The sequence below is a fragment of the Gemmatimonadales bacterium genome, from assembly GCA_041390145.1.
GTDB lineage: Bacteria > Gemmatimonadota > Gemmatimonadetes > Gemmatimonadales > GWC2-71-9 > SPDF01.
Genome location: JAWKQM010000002.1, coordinates 410,636 through 430,006, shown reverse-complemented (window position 1 = coordinate 430,006; position 19,371 = coordinate 410,636). Strand labels below are relative to the sequence as shown.

21 protein-coding genes are annotated in these 19,371 nt (G+C 67.5%); 4 read left to right on the top strand and 17 right to left on the bottom strand.

The features are described from left to right. Positions 1 to 354, top strand: a 354-nt coding sequence (locus R2910_01980; protein MEZ4411741.1) for a class I tRNA ligase family protein, incomplete at its 5' end; no start/stop codon positions are given. 47 nt (positions 355 to 401) lie between these two features. Here R2910_01980 and R2910_01975 read toward each other — a convergent pair. Continuing rightward, positions 402 to 1,526 (bottom strand): VIT1/CCC1 transporter family protein, encoded by a 1,125-nt coding sequence (locus R2910_01975; protein MEZ4411740.1) that lies wholly within the window; start codon positions 1,524 to 1,526, stop codon positions 402 to 404. Between the two features lie 232 nt (positions 1,527 to 1,758). Between R2910_01975 and R2910_01970 the strand changes: the two genes are divergently transcribed. The 3 genes from R2910_01970 (at position 1,759) to R2910_01960 (ending at position 3,916) form a co-directional block, all read left to right on the top strand. Beyond that, positions 1,759 to 2,313 (top strand): sigma-70 family RNA polymerase sigma factor, encoded by a 555-nt coding sequence (locus R2910_01970; GenBank protein ID MEZ4411739.1) that lies wholly within the window; start codon positions 1,759 to 1,761, stop codon positions 2,311 to 2,313. After that, complete coding sequence (locus tag R2910_01965; GenBank protein MEZ4411738.1) at positions 2,310 to 2,912, top strand: hypothetical protein; 603 nt, start codon at positions 2,310 to 2,312, stop codon at positions 2,910 to 2,912. The genes R2910_01970 and R2910_01965 overlap by 4 nt, the downstream gene beginning before the upstream one ends. Positions 2,913 to 3,043: 131 nt before the next feature. Continuing rightward, positions 3,044 to 3,916 (top strand): PDZ domain-containing protein, encoded by an 873-nt coding sequence (locus R2910_01960; GenBank protein ID MEZ4411737.1) that lies wholly within the window; start codon positions 3,044 to 3,046, stop codon positions 3,914 to 3,916. Here R2910_01960 and R2910_01955 read toward each other — a convergent pair. From R2910_01955 to R2910_01880, 16 genes are all read right to left on the bottom strand, one after another. Further along, the gene (locus R2910_01955) at positions 3,913 to 4,155 is read right to left on the bottom strand and encodes an oxidative damage protection protein (GenBank protein ID MEZ4411736.1); all 243 of its coding nucleotides are present in this window, start codon (positions 4,153 to 4,155) and stop codon (positions 3,913 to 3,915) included. The two genes, R2910_01960 and R2910_01955, sit on opposite strands and share 4 nt — an antisense overlap. A 28-nt stretch (positions 4,156 to 4,183) precedes the next feature. Next, positions 4,184 to 4,450: a hypothetical protein gene (locus R2910_01950; protein ID MEZ4411735.1), complete on the bottom strand. Its 267-nt coding sequence runs from the start codon at positions 4,448 to 4,450 to the stop codon at positions 4,184 to 4,186. A gap of 152 nt (positions 4,451 to 4,602) precedes the next feature. Continuing rightward, entirely contained in the window at positions 4,603 to 5,601 is a 999-nt protein-coding gene (locus R2910_01945; protein MEZ4411734.1) for a beta-ketoacyl-ACP synthase III, read from the bottom strand. Positions 5,602 to 5,689: 88 nt separating this feature from the next. Further along, positions 5,690 to 7,945, bottom strand: coding sequence for a DUF5916 domain-containing protein (locus R2910_01940; protein MEZ4411733.1), 2,256 nt, complete (start codon positions 7,943 to 7,945; stop codon positions 5,690 to 5,692). A 10-nt stretch (positions 7,946 to 7,955) separates the two neighbouring features. Continuing rightward, complete coding sequence (locus R2910_01935; protein MEZ4411732.1) at positions 7,956 to 8,507, bottom strand: RidA family protein; 552 nt, start codon at positions 8,505 to 8,507, stop codon at positions 7,956 to 7,958. Continuing rightward, the gene (locus tag R2910_01930; protein MEZ4411731.1) at positions 8,500 to 9,714 is read right to left on the bottom strand and encodes an ABC transporter permease; all 1,215 of its coding nucleotides are present in this window, start codon (positions 9,712 to 9,714) and stop codon (positions 8,500 to 8,502) included. The genes R2910_01935 and R2910_01930 overlap by 8 nt, the downstream gene beginning before the upstream one ends. A gap of 2 nt (positions 9,715 to 9,716) precedes the next feature. Next, a complete protein-coding gene (locus R2910_01925) occupies positions 9,717 to 11,234 on the bottom strand; it encodes an efflux RND transporter periplasmic adaptor subunit (GenBank protein ID MEZ4411730.1) in 1,518 nt (505 codons plus the stop codon). Continuing rightward, a complete protein-coding gene (locus R2910_01920) occupies positions 11,234 to 11,989 on the bottom strand; it encodes an ABC transporter ATP-binding protein (protein ID MEZ4411729.1) in 756 nt (251 codons plus the stop codon). The genes R2910_01925 and R2910_01920 overlap by 1 nt, the downstream gene beginning before the upstream one ends. Next, positions 11,986 to 13,290, bottom strand: a complete 1,305-nt coding sequence (locus R2910_01915) for a TolC family protein (GenBank protein ID MEZ4411728.1) — start codon at positions 13,288 to 13,290, stop codon at positions 11,986 to 11,988. The genes R2910_01920 and R2910_01915 overlap by 4 nt, the downstream gene beginning before the upstream one ends. Continuing rightward, positions 13,277 to 13,669 (bottom strand): periplasmic heavy metal sensor, encoded by a 393-nt coding sequence (locus R2910_01910; GenBank protein ID MEZ4411727.1) that lies wholly within the window; start codon positions 13,667 to 13,669, stop codon positions 13,277 to 13,279. Before R2910_01910 ends, R2910_01915 begins: the two co-directional genes overlap by 14 nt. Positions 13,670 to 13,687: 18 nt before the next feature. Then, positions 13,688 to 14,032 carry a hypothetical protein gene (locus R2910_01905; protein ID MEZ4411726.1) on the bottom strand — a complete coding sequence of 115 codons (345 nt, stop codon included), beginning with the start codon at positions 14,030 to 14,032 and terminating at the stop codon, positions 13,688 to 13,690. Beyond that, the gene (locus tag R2910_01900) at positions 14,032 to 14,586 is read right to left on the bottom strand and encodes an RNA polymerase sigma factor (GenBank protein MEZ4411725.1); all 555 of its coding nucleotides are present in this window, start codon (positions 14,584 to 14,586) and stop codon (positions 14,032 to 14,034) included. Before R2910_01900 ends, R2910_01905 begins: the two co-directional genes overlap by 1 nt. Positions 14,587 to 14,628: 42 nt before the next feature. After that, entirely contained in the window at positions 14,629 to 16,014 is a 1,386-nt protein-coding gene (locus R2910_01895) for a phospholipase D-like domain-containing protein (GenBank protein MEZ4411724.1), read from the bottom strand. Then, positions 16,011 to 16,595, bottom strand: coding sequence for an HDIG domain-containing protein (locus R2910_01890; GenBank protein MEZ4411723.1), 585 nt, complete (start codon positions 16,593 to 16,595; stop codon positions 16,011 to 16,013). Before R2910_01890 ends, R2910_01895 begins: the two co-directional genes overlap by 4 nt. A gap of 134 nt (positions 16,596 to 16,729) precedes the next feature. Then, positions 16,730 to 17,971: an SGNH/GDSL hydrolase family protein gene (locus tag R2910_01885; GenBank protein MEZ4411722.1), complete on the bottom strand. Its 1,242-nt coding sequence runs from the start codon at positions 17,969 to 17,971 to the stop codon at positions 16,730 to 16,732. 17 nt (positions 17,972 to 17,988) lie between these two features. Continuing rightward, on the bottom strand, positions 17,989 to 19,323 hold the full coding sequence (locus R2910_01880; protein ID MEZ4411721.1) for an outer membrane protein transport protein: 1,335 nt from the start codon (positions 19,321 to 19,323) through the stop codon (positions 17,989 to 17,991). Between the last annotated feature and the right edge of the window lie 48 nt (positions 19,324 to 19,371).

The window sequence follows — 19,371 nt, the reverse complement described above, 5'->3', positions numbered from 1 at the left end:
CGGGAGACAAACTGCTCCGAACGCCATCTGGTGAAGGACATGGTGGTCATGCTGGCCCCCTTCGCGCCGCACTTCTCGGAGGAGTGCTGGGAGCGACTCGGCGGGGAGACCACGGTCTTCTCGGCGCGCTGGCCCGTGTGGGACGAGCGGCTGACCGTCGAGGACATGATGGAGATTCCGGTGCAGGTCAACGGCAAGACCCGCGGCAAGGTGCGGGTGCCTCGTGGCGCCGAGGAGGCGGCCATTGTGGCCGCGGCAATGGAGCAGGATGCCGTGAAGCGGTTTACCGAAGGGAAGGAACTCCGCAAGCAGATCTATGTGCCGGGACGACTGCTCAATCTGGTGGTTGGATAGACTGACGGGGCAACGCGACTGACATTCGCGCTGCCCCGCTGGCCCGCCTACAACAGCTTCACGATCCAGTCCCCCACGAAATACCCCACCACCGCCACGCCAAACCCCACCACCAGCATGTCGATGCCACTCCGGGCCACCCCGCGGCCGGTGAAGAAGCTCCGCGCCGCCCCGACCCCGAAATGCGACAGCATCGCGATGGTGAATGAGGTGTAGAGCGCCCAGGGTGCCGTGCTGAAGAGCAGCGGCGCCACGGGAATGAATGCCCCGATGGCGGTGGCGAGCCCGGTCACCCACGCCTCGCGGAACGGCGTGCTGGTCGCGTCGCCGATCTTCAGCTCTTCCCTGACTTTCTCCTCGAGTGCCTTTTCGGGATCGGACATGACCTGTCGGGCGAGTTCGTCCGATTGGTCTTCGGGAATGCCCTTGGCCTGGTAGAGGAGGCTCAGCTCCTCGGTTTCCAGCTCGGGCATGAGGCGGATCTCTTCCCGCTCCATGGCGATTTCATGCTCGTAGACTTCGCGCTCGCTCTTGGCGGCGAGGTAGCCCGAGGAACCCATCGAGAGCGCGTCGGCCACCACGCCGGCCAGTCCTGCCACCACGACGGCATGGCCGGCCGTCCCCATCGATGTTGCGGCGCCGACCATGCCGGCCACCAGCCCGAAGTTGGCGGTCAGGCCGTCATTGAATCCGTACACCACGTTGCGCAGGAACCCGCCGGCCTGCGTCTTGTGCCACGGCTCGCCCTCGGTTCCAGCGAGCCTCGACAGGGTCAGGGCGTGATCATTGGATTCGCGGGCGAGCCGGAGCGCGGTCGGGCCGGCGGCCCCCTCTGGTCCGGACTTGTAGAGCTCGAGGTAGCCCTTGACCTCTTGGCCCTCCTCCTCGAGCAGCATCGGAAGGAGCCATTCGGGGCCGAACCGCCGGCCCAGCCAGGCCAGCACCCGGGCCTTGAGCGAGACCCCGATCGTGGGGACAGGGTGGCCATTTTCCCGGAACAATCGTTGCCAGGCGGCAACGTGGCGGTGCTCCACCCCGGCCAGCTTGGTGTAGATCGCGGAGCGCTCCGGGTCCGGTTCACCTCGAGCGAGTTCCTGGTAGAGGAAGGCGGCGTCGGCCTCGTCAGCCAGATGATGGAGCCAGAGCTTCGGGGCAGGTGTTGGATTCGACATGGGGCAAAGATACTTGGGCACGCCGCACCTGCGGGAACCTCGGGGACAGTTTCCACCGCAGAGTGGCAGGTGGACAGAGTGTATGCTTTCGGTAACTAATTTGTTTTCATGGTGTTATGGCGGTGAGCTCGGGGGCCACCGACGGATTCTGCCTCGCTGCCCCCCAGCCGCCCAGCCCCGCCGAGTTCCCCCCTGCAACCATCGGGGTCATCCCTGCATCTTTAAGGGACCTATGACAAAGGCACTGGCAGTGGACTCCTATCTCGCAGGCGACACCGAATCGGTGGTCGCCCGGGTGCGGGTGGGCGATCCGGCCGCGCTGGAGATCCTCTACCGCGCCTATGAGACCCCCGTATTCAATCTGGCCCGCCGTATTTGCCGGACCGTGGAAGATGCGGAAGATGTCCTCCAGGAGACCTTTTTCGAGGTCTACCGCAGCATCGGCCAGTACCGGGGAGACGGCCCGCTCTGGGGTTGGGTGCGGCGCGTGGCCTCGAGCAAGGCGCTGATGCGCCTGCGGCGGAACAAGTACCGTGAAACGGATGAGCTCTTCGACGAAGCGCACGCGGTCCGGCGCGAGGACACGCCACTTCGGATGGATCTCGAGGCCGCCCTGGAGCGCCTCCCGGAAACGTCGCGTGCCGTGGTGTGGCTCCATGACGTCGAGGGGTATACTCACGAAGAAATCGCCGACATGATGGACCGGACCCCGAGCTTCTCCAAGTCGCAGCTGTCGCGTGCGCATGCCAAGCTTCGGGTGTGGCTCGGCGAGGAGGCACGGGCATGAATCACCTCACCATGGAGCAGCTGGTGGCCCTCCGCGACGCGGGCAGCGAGCCCGGCAGCGCGGAAAGCCAGGCCCACGTGCGGGTCTGCGCCGATTGTGCCGCGGAACTCGACCGTCTGCATCAGCGGGTCGCGCGGATCCGCGCACTGCCGACACTGCGCCCCCCCCGCGACCGCTTTGCCGCCGTGGCGGCACGTGTGCGGCACGACCGCCGCCAGCGCGTCGTCCGGCGCGCCGGCATCGGCACCCTGGCGCTGGCCGCGTCGCTGCTGCTCGTGGTGGTCGGGCGCGATATCATGGCGCCGCCGTCGGCCGCTGCTTCCGATCAACTCACCGCGGTCATGGCCGAGTCGGCCACGCTCGAGCAGGCGCTGCGCCAGCTGCGGAGCAGTCAGCAGGTGACCGATGCTTACACCACGCGGGCCGCGGCGTCGCTGGAAGACCGGATCGCCGAACTCGACCACCAGCTCGAGACCGCCCAGATGCAGACGTCCCCGGCCTCCAGGAATGAACTCCTGCCGCTCTGGCGGGAGCGCGTGGGGCTGATGGACGCGCTGGTCGACGTGCACCTGACGCGCGCGCACAACGTGGGGCTCTGATGCGTGTCCGTCGGCTGATTGTATCGTTCGCGCTCGGAATCCCCCTGGCCCTGGCCGTACCGCTCCAGGCGCAGACGGTCCCGGCGCCCCGGTCCCCGAAGTCACCCCCATCGGATTCACTGGTGATTCTGATGGACTCGATGCGGTTCCGCGTCGACACCCTCCGCAGTCGCTCGTATTTCTTTCGTGATTCGATGCAGCCGATGATGGCGCAGGCCTTTGCCACGCGCCGGGTGCGGATCGGGGTCGTGGTCAGTACACTCCCCTCGGATGCTGATTCTGTCGGCGCCCTCCTCGACGGTGTCACACCCGGTGGGCCGGCTGCCACCGCGGGGCTCAGGGCGGGCGACATCATCACGGTCTTCGGCAAGACGCCGCTGGTGACCCCGCTTTCAAACGTCCCTCCGGGCGCCCGGGTGCCGAGTCCGGGGTTCAAGTTGATCGAGCTGGTGGCCAAGCTGCCGCCCAACGACACCGTCCCGGTGCAGTACCGTCGCGGGAAGAAGCTCGTCAAGACGCAGGTAGTGACGGCCGCGATTCCGGAGAATCTCTCGGTGGTGGTGGGTCCGGGTGGGAGCTACGGATTCCGCGCCACGCCCGGTGGCGAGGCGTACTGGGTGGGGCCGGAGAGCGAGCAGAATCAGCGCGCCCTGGAGCTGGCGCTCCTCCGCAGTGAGGCGGTGCGGGGATCACGGGACCAGGTCGAGATGACGTTTTCGCTTTCCATGAATGACGCCCTCCGCGGCCTCGAACTGGCCCCGGTCAATCCGCAGCTCGGCAGCTACTTCGGGACCACCGACGGTGTGCTGGTCGTCGACGTTCCGACCCCGGCCCCACTGGGACTGAAGGCGGGCGACGTGGTCCTGGCGGTGGATGGTCGGGATGTGTCCAGCCCGCGCCAGCTGATGCGCGTGCTGTCGAGTTACGAGCCGGGGGAGGCGCTCAAGCTCGAGGTGATGCGCCAGAAGAAGCGCACCGTCCTGAAGGGAACGCTGGGACGCTAGGCGGGCGGGGCGGGGGAGAAGAGGTACGTCTCCATCTGCTCGAACAGGAACTTCTTGGCCTCCGGGCTTCGCAGATCCAGGCCGTAATGGTTGATGAGCTGCTGCTGATACTTCAGCCACTCACCCCAGCATACGGCGCAGATCTGTTCGAAGGCCCGGAGGCCAAGGTCGTTCTGGAAGGGCCGGAAGGCCATTTGGTCGCGGGTCTGGCCGCAACGCACACAGGATACGGTAGCCATGCTCCCAAGATATTGGGGGTCGGCCGACCTAGCCATCTCCCCGGCGGAGCGCCTTGACGCCGCTGGCGGTGCCGACCCCGGCGCCGATCCCGAAGATGGCGGCAGTCACCGTCGTCACGATCGGAAGCAGCGCAACCGGCAAGGCCACGACCGCGGCGATGAGGCCGGCGGCAAAGGGGAAGACGGGGTTGTAGACACCATCCACAAAGCGAAGACGGCGGCGGACGAAGTTTCTGGCGACGACAAAGCCGCCGACGGCGGCCGCGACGGTAACGGCAAGGGCGATGAGGCCCATAAGTTCCTCTGAGGTTGCAGGCTTGTTTCAGTACGGAACATCTGCACGGGATGTTTCACCCGCCGCCGCATCCTGAAATTCCAGCGAGGTAACGACCTGTATAGCATGGGCTTACGTTCTTGTTCCGCTTCCCCGCTTCCCCGCTTCCCCGCTTACCAGCGTATCACGCAACTCCCCCACATGAAGCCCGAGCCGAACGCCGTCAGCACCAGCAGGTCTCCCCGCTTGAGACGCCCGCTGCGCACGCACTCATCGAGCGCGATCGGGATCGTGGCCGACGTGGTGTTCCCGTATCGCATGATGTTGTTGTAGACCTGGTCGTCCCGAAGGCCAAGCGACTTCTGCACCGCCTCCGAAATCCGGAGGTTGGCCTGATGCGGGATGAGGAGGTTGACGTCATCCCAGGTGTAGCCTGCTCTCGTGATCACCTCGGTCGCCGAGGCTGGCATCTTGGTCACCGCGTGCCGGAAGACGTCCCGTCCGTCCATCCGGAGCCATTGCTTGCCTTCCTCAAGTTGTTCCGCCGAGATGCGCGGGTGGTACATGGAGCCGGGGACATCCACCCAGAGCTTTTCCGCATAGTCCCCATCGGTGTGGAGGTCGAAGGCGAGCACCCCACGGTCCTCGGACTCCTCCACTGGACCCAGCACGGCGGCGCCGGCGCCGTCGGCGAAGATCACCGCGGTGTGCCGGCCTTCGGTGCTGAGGTCCATCCCGGTCGACTGAATCTCCTCCCCCACCAGCAGGATCCGATCATACTGGCCCGCACGGATCCAGGCGTCCGCCACCGACAGGCCGTAGACGAAGCCGCTGCACTGTGTCCGGATGTCGAGGGCGGGAAGGTTGCCGGCGCCGAGCGCCCGCTGGAGATACACGCCGTTGCCGGGGCAGAAGTGATCGGGCGTGGAGGTGGCGAAGACGATCGCGTCGAGATCGGTAGGCTGCATTCCCGCCGCTTCCAATGCCTGCTGGGCGGCTGGGAGGGCCAGGTCGACGGAAGTTTGCCCCTCCCGCACCCAGCGGCGCTCCTCGATGCCTGTTCGTTCGCGAATCCACTCGTCCGATGTCTCCATGAGACCGGCAAGGTCGTCGTTGGTGACGACGCGGTCAGGGACACAGAAGCCGGTGCCGATAATGGCCGAACGACGCACGAGACCTCCGGATGGAATGAGGGCGCAGATCAATGTTGGGGCGGACAACGGGGGGACGCAAGCGGATGCGTCCCGGCGGCTTGGCGCGCTACCTCCGGAAGAGGTAGGCAAGCTTCAGGAAGAAGCCGTCGGTCTGGCGCTGGAGCGTCGAAAAGTCCCAGGCGTCGGTGGTGATGGAAGCGGATCCATATCCCAGGAAGGCGACGGTGCCGGGGCTCGGTTCGTAGGAGGCGAGCACATCGACACGGAGACCCTGGTCGTTGCGGGCCGGGATGGGCACGCCGCCGATGAGGAGGACCTGGCCGGTGACAGGGTCCCGCAATTCCGCTCGTCGGGTCGACTGGTACTCGGTAATGAGCCGGAAGAAGAGGGGCCGGGACGGCTGGAACTCGAACTTGAAGCGCGGAATCACGCTGTTCGCATACTCGGATCCGTCCGACACGCGGTGCAGCGACGCGTAGGCCAGGCGGCCCTCGAACCGGAGGGTCTTGCTTGGACGGACGTTGACGCTGGCGCTGAGCGTGGACCCCGTTCCCTCGCTCCCTTCGGCGTAGAGGGGCGCGTGCCCGAACTGGTAGCTCGCCGAGGCGTTGAAGAGCTGGTAGGTGGGCGTGCTGACGGAAAGCTGGCCGGTGTACAGGTTGTCCAGCCCCGCGGGGGGGATGAAGGGGACGCCGGGCGCGGTCTCCAGCCCGTCATAGTCCGCCAGGTAGAACGACGTGAAGCTCCGCGCGGGCTTGGCGCTCAGCTGCCAGCCGCCCCGCAGCTGGAACTGGAAGGTCGCGTCCTGGGTCCCCTCGGCGGGGCTGTTGTCGACAAACCCGTCATACTCATAGATCCAGGTCGGCCCGAAGAAGACCGTGAAGTTCTCCAGCAGCGCCCCCTTGGCGCCATAGAACGACAGCCGGTTGAAGATGTGCGCGGTCACGATGTTGTTGCGCGGCACGAATCCGGAGGCGGCGATGAAATCCGGCCCGATCCCGTTGATGGTGTAGTTGAATCCCCACGTCCGGCCGGTGCGGTCGAACGTCAGCTTCCAGATGGGATCGGTCACGGTCGCCGCGCCGTCGTCCAGGCTGGTCCACGACTGTCCGTACTGGGCCTCCACGAAGTAGAGCTTGGCAAAGACGATGTGCGCGTCGCCCTCGAGGAGCCGATTGTAGGCGCCGCCCTGGATCCGGTCGGTGTACGTCAGGCCCAGCACGCTGCTCGCGCCGTAGTCGCGGCGCACGCGGACCAGGTTGAACCAAGCGTCGTCGGCGGTCTTGAACTCGTCGACGGCGCCGAGGTAGGCGATGCTGTTCCGCCCCACCTTGCCGGTCACCTTGGCGCCGCCGTACGGATCGGCGATACGGCGCGTATAAATGAGGTTGCCGGGGGTCGAGAAGAGGTCGATTCCCTTGAGGAAGAAGGGCCGCTTCTCGGGGACGAACAGGTCGAACCGCTCGTTGACAGTAATCAGTCCCACGTCGCTTTCGACCTGGCTGAAATCGGGGTTGATGGTGCCGTCGAACGCCATGGTCGTCGTGGCGAGTTGAAGGTTCACCCCCGCGCTCGGCTCCGGATCCTCCCGGGTGAACGTCCCGTCTGTGCCCCGGTTCCCGGCCCATCCCATCGTGACGAACGGCTGGGCCTCGAAAACGAGCCCGCGCTGCATCCCTTCGAGCCCCGTCAGCGTCCCCTCCTGCGCGAGGAAGCTTGAGTTGGCCCGCCGGACGTCGGTCCAGGTGTCCTCGTACGCACTGCGCTGCACGTAGCGCACGGCGTTGAACCCCCAGGCTTGCGGCCCGGCGCCGGCGTACTGCAGGCTCTTGAACGGGATGCGTACTTCCACCTCGTACCCCTGCTCCGTGCGGCGCCCCTTCGAGTCCCAGAGATAGTCCACGTTGAGGTCGTCCTGCCCACCGAAGAGACTCCCGGCGCTCCCGCTCGTTTCGCTCCGGAGGCCGTCTTCCTGGACGCCGAGCCCGTTCACCCCGAAGAACGAGGCGCGGCGCTTGTCGTTGAAGGTGTCCAGGTACAGGCGGACGCGGTCTTCGCCCGTGATCTTGTCGCGGTCGGTGAAGGTCGCGCGGATGCTGGCAGGATCGGTGTCGTGCGCGATGATGCCGAAGTGGATGGCGGTCGGCGAATACCAGACGAGGATGATCGTCTCTTGTTCTGCCATCCGGCCGTCCACCGGCCGATACTGGTGGAAGCCGTCGAGCCGGGTGGCCTGCGCCCACACCGGCTCGTCGAGCACGCCGTCCACGGTGACGGCGGCATCGATCCGGGGAATCGTGACGGTGGGGGCGGGGGCCTGCGCCGGATCCTGGATCAGCGCGGCGAGGAGAGGAAAGAGCATGTCGGGAAACCTAGCGCGTCCCGGCCTCCGGGTCGCGGGTCCGGTCGGGGATGGTGCCGCGGAGCACTGCCACGCCGTCCAGCGCGACCAGCATGCCGGCATCGGGCAGCGAGGTCACGCCAACCATCGTGAGCGCCGGTCCTTCTCCAGTGGGAAAGATGTCGGCGGCCGCGGTGCGCATGGCGTTGAAGTCGTCGCTGGTGCAGCCGACGCAGTAGATGGTCAGCTTGATCAGGTCGGCGGGGACGCCCCGGGCGAAGCGCACGATGGCGGAGGCGTTGTCGAGCGCCTGCCGGAGCTGGGCCACGCGGTCGCCGTCACCCACCAGGAGCCTGGTGCTGTCCAGCGGCACCTGGCCGGACAGGTAGACCGTCTGGCCAATCTTCACGGCGCTGCTGAAGCCGGGGATGATCGGCACGTTTGGGGCCTGGAGGAACTCGGGCGGTGGCGGCGCCACGGGGTAGATGCGCCCGGCCCCGCCGGGGCCCCCCGCGGGGGCGGCGGTGGGGCCACATCCGATCAGCACCAGCACTGCCAGGGCCGCAGTCGCGGCCCTATTCATAGCGGAGCGCCACAATCGGGTCGAGGGAGGCGGCGCGCCTGGCGGGCAGGATGCCGAAAAACAATCCGACGCCGGCGCTGAACAGGAATGCGACAAGAATGGCCATGGGGGAAACATACGTGTTCCAGCCCGCCAGGCGCGAGAGGGTCACGGCCGTCCCGGACCCGAGCAGGATCCCAAGAGTTCCGCCGACGAACGACAGGACCATCGCCTCAATCAGGAACTGGAGCAGGATGTTTCCCCGCGTGGCGCCGAGCGCCTTCCGGATCCCGATCTCGCGGGTCCGCTCCGTGACCGAGACCAGCATGATGTTCATGATCCCGATCCCGCCCACCAGGAGGCTGACGCCGGCGATGCTGGCCAGCAGGGCGGTGAACACCTGGGTGGCCGACTGCTGCGTGGCGAGGATCTCCTGCTGGTTGCGGACCTGGAAGTCGTTCTCGGCGCCGGGCCGAATCTTGTGTTCCCGGCGCAGCACCCGCTCGAAGTCCACCATCCCCCGCTCCAGCGGCACGCCGTCGGCCACCTTGACGGTCAGCGACCGGAGCCGGTCGGTGCCGAAGATCCGGTACCGCGCGGTCTGGAGCGGGATGACGATCTGCTCGTCCGGGTTCTGCCAGGACCCACCGGACCCCTTCTGGCTGAGGACCCCGATGATCTCGAACGGGATCCCGCGGATCTGGATCGTCTGCCCGATCATCGCGGCGGGATTCCCCCCGAGCATTTCCGGCACGTCCCAGCCGAGCACGGCATAGCGCTGGCGGGCGTCATTGTCCCCCGTGGTGAACATCCGCCCGTAAGGCACGGTGTAGTTCCGCACCTCGGCGTAGTTGGCCGTGGTCCCGAGGACGTTGGTGTTGATGTTCTTGTTGCCGAGCTGGACCTGCATCGACGACTGCATCTCGGGCACCACGGCGGAGATCAGCTTGGCGTCGCGCGCGATGGCGTCGGCGTCGTCGGTGGTGAGGCTGACCCGGTTGCCGGAGGCGACGCCCCGGTTGAACGACTGTCCCGCGTAGATGGTGAGAAGGTTGGCGCCCAGGGAGTTGATGCGCTCCTCGACCGCGCGCTGCGCGCCGGTGCCGAGCGCCACCATGGCGATGACGGCGGCCACGCCAATGATGACGCCGAGCATGGTCAGCGCGGTCCGGAGCTTGTTGGCGCGGATCGACTGGAACGCGACCGCGACCGTCTCGCCGATCATCATGGCTAGCGCCCTCCCCCGGAGCTGGAGTTCGAGCGGACGCCCGGCAGTCCCCCGCCGGTGATGTTGCTGATCCGCTGCTTGAATTCCTGCTGCGACTGGATCAGGCTGGCGCTGGGCAGGATGAGGACGGAGTCACCGAGGGCCACGCCGCTGACCACCTCGCTGTAGTCCAGATCGGTCAGGCCGGTGCGGACGTTGACCGGCGTCGGCTGGCCGTTGCGCAGGACGAAGACAATGTAGTTCCCGCCGAACTGGGCGTCGGTACCGGAGGGCCGGCTGCCGCCGGGGCGCCCGCCCCGCCCGCCGCCCATACCCTGGAAGACCTGGCGCAGGAGCGCGCTCTCCGAGGCGCTCAGCTGCTGGCCACCCATCCGCTTCGCAAAGATGGCGCGGATCTGGGCCTCGGTCACGCCGGCCGGGAGCGTGATGGTCTGGCCGTTCGGCATGGTCATGGTGTTGCCCGCCGGCTTCGCCGGCGTGGCGCTGTCGCTCGGCGCCGTGCCCGCCGCCTGGGTGGCCTGGCCGTCCGTGCCGGTGGCCCTGGCGGCCGCCGCGCTGTCATTGGCGGCGAGCTCAGCCGGAATATTCTCCGGATTCAATCCGAGGACCTGGGCGGCCGAGGTGACGTCCCGCTGGGTCCGGAGGGCCGCATTGGGGAGGGCGAGCACGCTGTCCCGCTGGCCGACGTGCATCTCCACCTCGGCGTTCATCCCCGGGCGGAGTCGACCGTCGCGGTTCTGGATGCGCACGATCACCGGGAACATGGTGACGTTCTGCTGGGTCTCCGCCTGCGGCTCGACCTTCAGGACCTCGCCATCGAAGGGCGTGTTCGGATAGGCGTCAACCGTCACGGTAGCCCGGAGTCCCGGCTTGATCTTCCCGATGTCGGTCTCGTCCACCAGGGTCCGAACCTGGACGAGGTTGAGGTCCGCCATCTTGAGGAGGACGGTCCCGCCGCCGACGTCGCTGGTAGGCGAGGAGATGACTTGCCCGCGCTCCACGTTCTTCTCGATGATGGTGCCGGTGATCGGCGCCCGGACGTCGGTGTCCGCCATGCGGATCTTGGCGTTCTCCACGTTGACCTCGGCAGTCACCACGTCCGCCTTGGCGTTGGCGTAGGCGAGCACCGCCGCCTCCTGCTCGATCTGCGTGATGGACTGGGACTGGTACAGTTCGTTGGCCCGGTTCCGCTGGGACAGGGCGTTCTGCAACCGCGCCTGGGCCACCTCGAGCTGTGCCTCTGCCTGGGCCAGCTGATTGCGCGGGGTGCGCTGATCAACCTTGACCATCAGCGCGCCGCGCTCGACGAGCTGGCCTGTCTCCACCTGCATGTCGAGGATCTCGCCGGACGCCTTCGACTTCACCTCGACGGTCGTGTCGGGCTGGATGACACCCGCCGCCTGAACAGACACGACGATGTCGCGCCGTTCCACCGGCATAGCCTGGTACACCAGCGGCGGGACTTCCTTCTTGCAGGCCGCGAGGGCGAGGATGGCGAGGATCAGGGTCTGGGTCCGCATTAGCTGCTCTTCTCCGTCAGGAAGTCTTGCTCGACGCGCCCGTCCTTGAGGTGGACCTGGCGCGCGGCGTGGGCGGCGATGTCGTGCTCGTGGGTGACCAGGACGATCGTCTGGCCTCCCTTGTACAAGTCCTCGAAGAGCGCCATGATCTCGATGCTCGTTGCCGAGTCGAGGTTGCCGGTCGGCTCGTCGGCCAGGATGATGCTCGGGTCGTTGACCAGTGCCCGGGCCACGGCCACGCGCTGGCGCTGGCCGCCCGAGAGTTCGTTCGGCCGGTGGTGCATCCGGTCCGCCAGGCCGACCTGCCGCAGCGCTTCGGTGGCCTTCGCCACCCGGGCCTTGGCGCCCATGCCGGCGTAGACCAGCGGCAATTCCACGTTGTGGAGCGCCGTGGCGCGGGGCAGCAGGTTGAAGGTCTGAAAGACGAAGCCGATTTCCTTGTTGCGGATGCGGGCCAGTTCGTCGTCCGCCAGCTCCGACACCCGGAACCCGTTCAGCCAGTACTCGCCGCCCGAGGGGCTGTCGAGGCAGCCGATCATGTTCATCAGCGTCGACTTGCCGGAACCGGAGGGGCCCATGATGGCCACGAACTCGTTCTTCCGGATGGTGATGTCCACCCCGCGCAGGGCGCGCACCACTTCGCCGCCCATGTCATACTCACGCTGGAGGTTGCGGGTGACGATGATCGCGTCCCGCGGCACATCGGGCGGCAGCATGGCCATCCGTTCGGCGGTGGTGCTGATGGCAGAACTCACAGGGGCCTCCCGATGAGGGCTTCGATCTGGGCCTTGGCGATCAAGTAGTTGTACCGGGCCTGGACGACATCGACCTCGGCCTGGGAGAGCGCTTCCTGCGAGGTGAGGACATCCACGATGGTGGCGGCTCCGACCCGGTAGCGCTCCTGATTGACCCGCAGGTCCTCGGTGGCCGCCTGCAGGCTGGTGCCGGTGATGTCGATCTGCGCCCGGGCGGCGTCGAGTTCGGCCAGTCGGGCGATGAGGGATGCGCCCACCTGGCGCTTGGCGTCGGCGGCGGTCGACGCGGCGGCATCGGCGTTCGTCGAGGCGCTGACGATGGACTGGTCGCGCTGAAAGCCGTTGAAGATTGGATAGCTGAGCGCCAGCGTCATCGAACGGCTGTCGAAGAACTGGTAGTTCTGGCTGTCGTTCCCGTTGTAGCTGTACCGCCCCGAGAGGCTCAACTGGGGCCACCAGGAGGCCTTGGCCGCCTTCACGCTGGCGCGCGCGGCATCTGCCTGAGCCTGGGCGGCCCGCACCTTGGGGGAGTTGTTCTCCGCCTCGGCGCGGATCATCGCCGTATCCCCGATCTCGGTCACCACCAGGAAGGCGGAATCAGGAAGTGCACGCACGCGGCCTTCCATGCCCACGAGTCGACCGAGATTCGCCTCGGTGGTGGCCACCGTCGTCAGGGCGGTCAACAACTGGAGCCGGGAGTTGCCGAGCGTCACCAGCGACCGCAGGGAGTCAGAGCGCGTGGCGCTGCCAGCCTGCAGTTTGGCCACGGAGACGCTCAACTGTTCTTCGGCACGCTTCAGACTCGCTTCCCGCACGCGGACCAGTTCATTGGCCGCGAGGGCGCCGAAGAAGGTCTGCTTGGTGCTGAGTGCCGTCTGGTACCGGGCGTCAATCAAGCCGGCGTCCGCCGCCGCCTCAGTGGCCTTGGCCGAATTCATCTGGGCGCCGCGCCGAAACCCCGTAAAGAGGTCCAGCGAGGCGCTCGCGCTGTTGCTGAAGCTCTGCGCGTACGACTCACCCGAGATCACTTCGCCCGTGATCTGGTTGACCCGCGACGGGCCGTTGGAATAGCTGGTGCCGTAGCTGGAGTTGACCGACAACGAGGGAATGAACGCCCCCCAGCTGGTGCGGTACTGTGCGGAGGCGCGGTCCACCGCCCCCTGGGCGGCGACCACCGACGGCTGGGCCATTTGCGCCTTGGTGATCGCGTCCGCCAGCGTGATGGCCGGGGTCGTTGGATTCTGGGCGCTCAGCAGGGCCGGCATCGCCAGGGAGAGCGCGAGGAGTCTAGCGAGGTGCATTCGAGGCGTCCTTGCCGTTGCGGCGCCGGGCGTCCTGGCGTTCCAGAAGCTCAGCGTAGTGGCGTTGCTGGTCGGGGTTGAGTTGTGCGTTGATGTCCGCACGGAGTGCCGCACGGAGGGTTTCAAACTTCGGACGAATGTCCTGCCAGATCGAATCCATGCCTGGCTCGAAGCGCTTGAGGATCGCGCCGACACTGTCACGCTGGGTCGGCGTCAGCTCCAGGTCCTTCGACAGACGAGAGAGGTACCCCGAAGGTCCGGCGGAGTGCCCGATGCCGGGCGGGCGGCGATAGAGGGCCACGCCACCGATGCCCGCGATCACCCCGAGGGTGAAGGCGGCCAGCAGGAGGAGCGTGGCCGTGCGGGTGGACTTGCTCATCGTTGCGTGCTCTCCGGCTCAGTAGGCCATGACCGCGAGCAGCGCCGCGCTGCCTGCGGGTGAGGTGTCGCTTGCCAGTTCCACGAGTGAACCCGCCGCCGAGCCTGCCGTGGCGCGCGCGGTCGGCTGCGTGGTCGTGCCACCCAGCGTTGCGCCCAGCACCGCCAGGACGATCGCGGCGGCCGCCAGCCCGGGGAGGGTCCATCGGGCGACCGAGCGCCAGGCGGTCTCGTCTGCCACGGCGACCGCCGCGACACGCATCCGGGCGGCGAACGCCTCATCATCCGGAGCGGAAAGGTGGGCACGGAGCAGGGCGCCAAGGTCCTCGTCACGTGCGGCAGTGAATTCGTTGTGTTCGGTCATCAGCGATTTCCTCCCATCGAATCCAGGGCCGTGCGCATGGCGCGGCGAGCGTGAAACACATCGGACCGGACCGTGCCGACCGGGACGCCAAGCATCGTGGCGATCTCCTCGTGCACATATCCCTCGGCGTCGTGAAGCACGAGGGCCATTCGTCGTCGCTCCGGCAGCGTGGCCAGGGCCCGGTCCAGCGCCTCTCGCAGGAGCGCCCGGTCGGTGTCCCGGTCAGGCATCGAACCGGTGTCCGCCGTGGCCGCGGGGATCTCCTCGGTCCGCCGGAGCTTCCTGCGGCGCCGCAGGTCCGCCGCGGCATTGACCACGATCTTCATGAACCACGGCCCAAACGGCCTCGCGGGGTCGAACCGGCCGATCGCCCGCCACGCGGAAAAGAGGGCGTCCTGCACCGCGTCGTCTGCGTCGTGCGGGTCCAGGAGGGCGGCTCGCGCCACCCGTCGGGCCCGGTCAGCGTGGCGCTCGACGAGCGCCCCGAAGGCCTCGCTGCTCCCGCCGCACGCCTGCGCGGCCAGCTCGGCATCGGTCACGTTGGGGTTACGCATGAGGGCTGGAAAGCGTTGAGCGGGGGGCAGGGCGGGCGGGGTTCACGTGTCGATTCGGCTACGGAACGCCTGAGCTCCGGCCCCGATGGCCAGCCAGGCGCAGAGCGCGGCCACGACAATGCCCATCGTTCTGGGGAGGATGATGAAGAGGAGACCGAGCGCGGCCAGCCCGACAGCGACCGGCCCGAAAATGGACCGCTGGGCGGCGCTGGCGAGGCCGCGGACGGTCAGGCCTGTCCGGCGGCGAGCCTCCCGGAACCGCCGGCGCGGATGGGGGAGCGTTGGCGCGGGATATTCCTCGGAGTCGGGGACCACTCGCTCCAGGGTGTGCCCGAGGCGCCTGGGGTGCGAGTGCACCTCCGCGCTCTGGGCCATGTCGCGCCGGAACTGGGCTTCAAGCTGGTTGCCCAGCTTGGGGTCGTGGAGGAGGACATCCAACTCGTAATTTCCCAGGAGGCTTGAGCTGTTGAGGTTGCTCGAGCCCACCCGGCACCAGGCGCCATCGGCCACGATGGTCTTCGCGTGCAGCATCGGGCCGCTCCACTCGAAGATGCGCACGCCGGCTTCCAGGAGCGCTCGATAGCCGATCCGGCTGAGGTTCCGGATGACCGGGAGGTCGCTCGCGCCGGGCAGGAGGAGGCGCACGTCCACGCCGCTGCGGGCGGCGTCGAGGAGCGACTGAAAGAGGGACCGGGGGGCGACGAGGTAGGCATCGGTGATCCAGAGTCTCTCCTCGGCACCGGCAGCCAGCAACTCCACGATGCGCTGGATGCGAGCCCGCCGCGGTTCACCGACGACGACCCCGACTTCGGCATCGCCCGCCGACGCAAACTCGCCGGCGTGTCGTCCCGGGGGCATCGTCCCGCCGTCCAGGACCCAGATCTGCTCGAAGGCCTGGTCCAACGCCATCGCCGCAGGCCCGTCGATCTGGATCGCGGTGTCGCGCCAGGGCGGAATGCCCCGGTCCGGCTCTCCCGCCCATTCATCGCCGATGCAGAGTCCGCCGATGAATGCCGTGCCGGCGTCGGTAACCAGCAGCTTCCGGTGATCCCGGGCGATGTTGCCGAGCAGGTCGAGAAGGCGGGGAGGGTTGAAGCGGCGGAACTCCACGCCGGCCGCCGCGAGCTCGGACGCGAGCCGGTGTCCAAGGCTCCGGCTCCCCAGCCAGTCGGTCAGGAACCGCACCGCGACGCCCGCTCGCGCCTGTGCGATCAGGGCGGAACAGAATCGGCGCCCGGTCACGTCGTCGCGAATGATGTAGTTCTCGAGATGCACCCAACGCGTGGCCTGTTCGATGGCCTCGATCATCGCGGGATACACCTGCGGCCCGTCGAGGAGAAGCTTGGTGGCGTTTCCCGGAATGAAGCGCGTGCCTCCGGCCCGGGCGAGCGAGCGCTCGGCGAGCGTGGCGACGGCCTGGGTGCTCATCCCGTCGAGCCGAGCCCCAGCACCGCTTCGTGTGGGCGCAGGGCCTCGAGCAGGAAGAGTATCAGTTCGTCGAGGGGCCATCCCAGTTCTTCCGCCCCCAGGCGGACATCCTCGCGGCTCACGCCCCGGGCAAAGGCCTTGTCCTTGAGCTTCTTGAGGACGCTCCTCGGCTCGAGGTCGGCGAGGGAGCGTGAGGGGCGCACGAGGGCGCACGCCACGAGGAATCCGCAGAGTTCGTCCACGGCAAAGAGGGCGCGGGCCATGGGCGTGTCCCGCGACACCCCGGTATAGGCGGCATGGCCGAGGATCGCCCGCTGCCACTCCTCAGGCGCGCCGAGGCCGGCCAGGATGCGCACACCCTCGCTGGGGTGCTCGGCGTCGGGGGCGTGGGCGGCATTGGGAAACCGCTCATAGTCAAAGTCATGGAGGAGCCCGACGGCGCCCCAGGCGTCGGGGTCTTCGCCGGCGCGCGTCGCCATGGCGCGCATGGCGATTTCAACGGCATACATGTGCTTCCGCAGGGCGTCGGAGGCCGTGTATTCGTGGACCAGGGCGAGCGCCTGGCCGCGGGTGAGTGTCATACGATCTCCTCGGGAGTCAAGCCTGAAAGCTAAGGGGGTGCGGGGCAGGAGTACGAGGGTCCCGGAAAGCGAAAGGGCGGCGGGCCAGATCTGGCCCGCCGCCCTTCGCGGTCGAATCGGTGATGTTCAGCCGATCAGGGGATATTGGTCCCGAAGAACTGGTTCACCGCGGAGACGAGCGAGTCCGCCACGAGCTGGTGGGCCAGCGTGGAGGGGTGGACGCCGTCGAGGGTGAAGTAAGGGCCAAACCCGACCGACCCGCCGGCGAGCGCCGGGAGGAGGTCCGGGATCGGCGGGATCGCGCCGGTGGCAGCGAGAGCCAGGAGCGGCGGGTTCACATCCAGGTAGGCCATCCCGCGGCTGGCGGCTTCCGACTCGATGTAGGCGTTGTATTGACCCACGGCGGTCTGCATCGCGGTCAGTTCGGATGGGGTGACTACCAGGGCGTCATTGGAGCAGTCCATGGTCTGGGCCACGCCACCGGCGGCGGCGGCCAGCAGCGGCACCGCCTTGGTCCACGGGATCAGCGTGGCGAGACCGGCCGGGGCGGCACAGTTCACGTCGACGGTCCAGAAGCCAGCCGCCTCGAGACCGGCCAGATTCGGGTCCGGGGTGGTCGGAAGCGGGGCCTGGCAGCGGGCCGGATCGACGTAGGTCAGGCAGTAGTAGATGGCGGTCCGCGAGGAATACGGGATGACCGAGACGTCCGTGACGCCAATCAGGGTGGTGGCCGCGCCGGTCATCTGAATCGTGTCGAGCATGGTCGAGTAGTTGGCCTCGAACACCGCGAGCGGCGTGATGAGGGCCGAGTTCCCGGGATTTGACTGGCTGGTGAGCGCACCGAGGACGTCGTTATTGCCGATCCAGGCGGTCACGAAGGTCGGGTTGGCGTCCAGCATTGCCTGATTCTGGGTCCGGCCGCCGAGGATGAACGTGGTGAGCGCGTTGCTGTTGGCAAAGGCGATCATGTTGTCGTTCGGCGAGAACGAGGTGGCGCCGGGCACGGCGACGTTGCTGACGAACGGCATCCGCTCGTTGGCGCGGAGGTCGCAGGTGCTGGCGGTACCGCCACCGACCCGGGTCTGCGTGACGTTGTTGGTGAGCGGGGGCGCGCAGCCGCGTCCCTGGAGGGATGGCACGTAGAACGTCGCGTTCGCGCGGTTGGCAAAGAGCACCGCGTACGAGCGCTGCTGCGTGCTGTCGTTGATGCCGCCGGACTGATAGCCGGCGGTGATGCTGTTGCCCATGGCCACGTACCGCTCCATGAGACCATTGCTCGTGGAGAGGTCGGGCGCGTTCAGCGGATCGTTGTCGTAGCACCCCGCCAGGAGGGGGAGCGCCAGCAAGAGAGCCGCGGCCACTCGGATGCGCTGCATATGCTGTGATCTCCCGATCAGAACGAGTAAGTCAGGGTGATGCCGAGGAGGTTCGCGCTGAACGTGTAGAGTCCGTCGTTCAATGCCGTGGTCGGCACGGCCATGCCGCCGTTGCCGGACCGTCCCTGGCGGTCAGCCTGATCGATGTACTGGTAGGCGACGTCAAATCCAAACCGGTCGGAGAGGTGCGAGCCGAAGCCGGCCGTGAACTCGGTGCGCGCCGCTTCCGGCAGGTTCGGGGTCACGGTCTGGTCGGGGGCCGCCGCGTTGTGGGCGACGAAGCCGAGGCGGGCGGTGGACTTGGATCCCACCGTGTACTCGGCGCCGAGCCGCCACGAGGTCGAGTTGCGATAGCTCTCCACGATGGTCTCGTCGCCGAGCAGGCTGAAGTTGAGCGGCAGCGTCTCCCAGACATTCCAGAACTGGATGCCGACGTCGCCGAGCAAGGTGAGCTTCTCGGTGGCCTTGAGCGTCAGACCCATGTTGAGCTGGGCCGGATACGGCAGGATGGCGGTGCCGCCCTGGTCGACCAGCTTGCCGCCGGGCTGGAATTGCGGCGCCACGAGGGCGTCGACCGGCGTGCCGGCCGGCAGGCCCAGCGGGTTGCCGGGCGCCAGGTAGAGACCGGTGGACACCTGGGTGATGGTGGCCTGGCCGTCATCGATGTTGACCGTCTGCTTCGAGAGATACCGGATGCCGAAGGAGAGGTTGTCGGTGACCTGGGCGATGGCGCCGAGGTGAAAGCCGGTCGAGAGGTCGTTGCCGGTCAGCTGCACGTTGGCAAAGTCCGTCCCGTAGGCGATGCCGAGGTTGGCGAAGGTGATTCCGCCGCCGCCGGGCACCAGCTGGTCGGCGAGGTCCACCCGCTGCTTGAGCTCGACGCTGGAGCTGGCGATGTCGAGCCCGATGCCGAAGCTCAGGCGCTTGCCGGCCTTGAGGCCGAAGGTGGGCTGGAAGTAGATGCCCTTGACCGAGCTGTAATAGCCGAGAAAGCGGCCCTGGGCGTCGTCCGGCCATTCGATGGCCAGGCCGTACGGGGCAAAGATGCCGAAGCCGATGGTCGCCTCATCGGTCACGCCGTATCCCACGTAGACGGCCGGGACCGGGTGGGTCTGCTCGACGAGACTGCTGACCTCACCGGTGGCGCTGTTGGTGAAGTCGCCCGTCGCGCGGATCATCGTGGCGCCACCGCTGACTACGCCCTTGCCGTTGGGGAGGATCAACCCCGCAGGGTTGTAGAAGATGGCCGAGCCGTCGGCACAGGGTGAGGCCACGCCGGTGCCGCCGCGGCCCATGGCGCACGAACCCTGTTCATTGACACTAAACCCTTGGGCTTCGGCCGAACGTGGCATGACCAGAATGGCGGTCAATACCCCGGCGGCAATCCAAACCTGGAACCG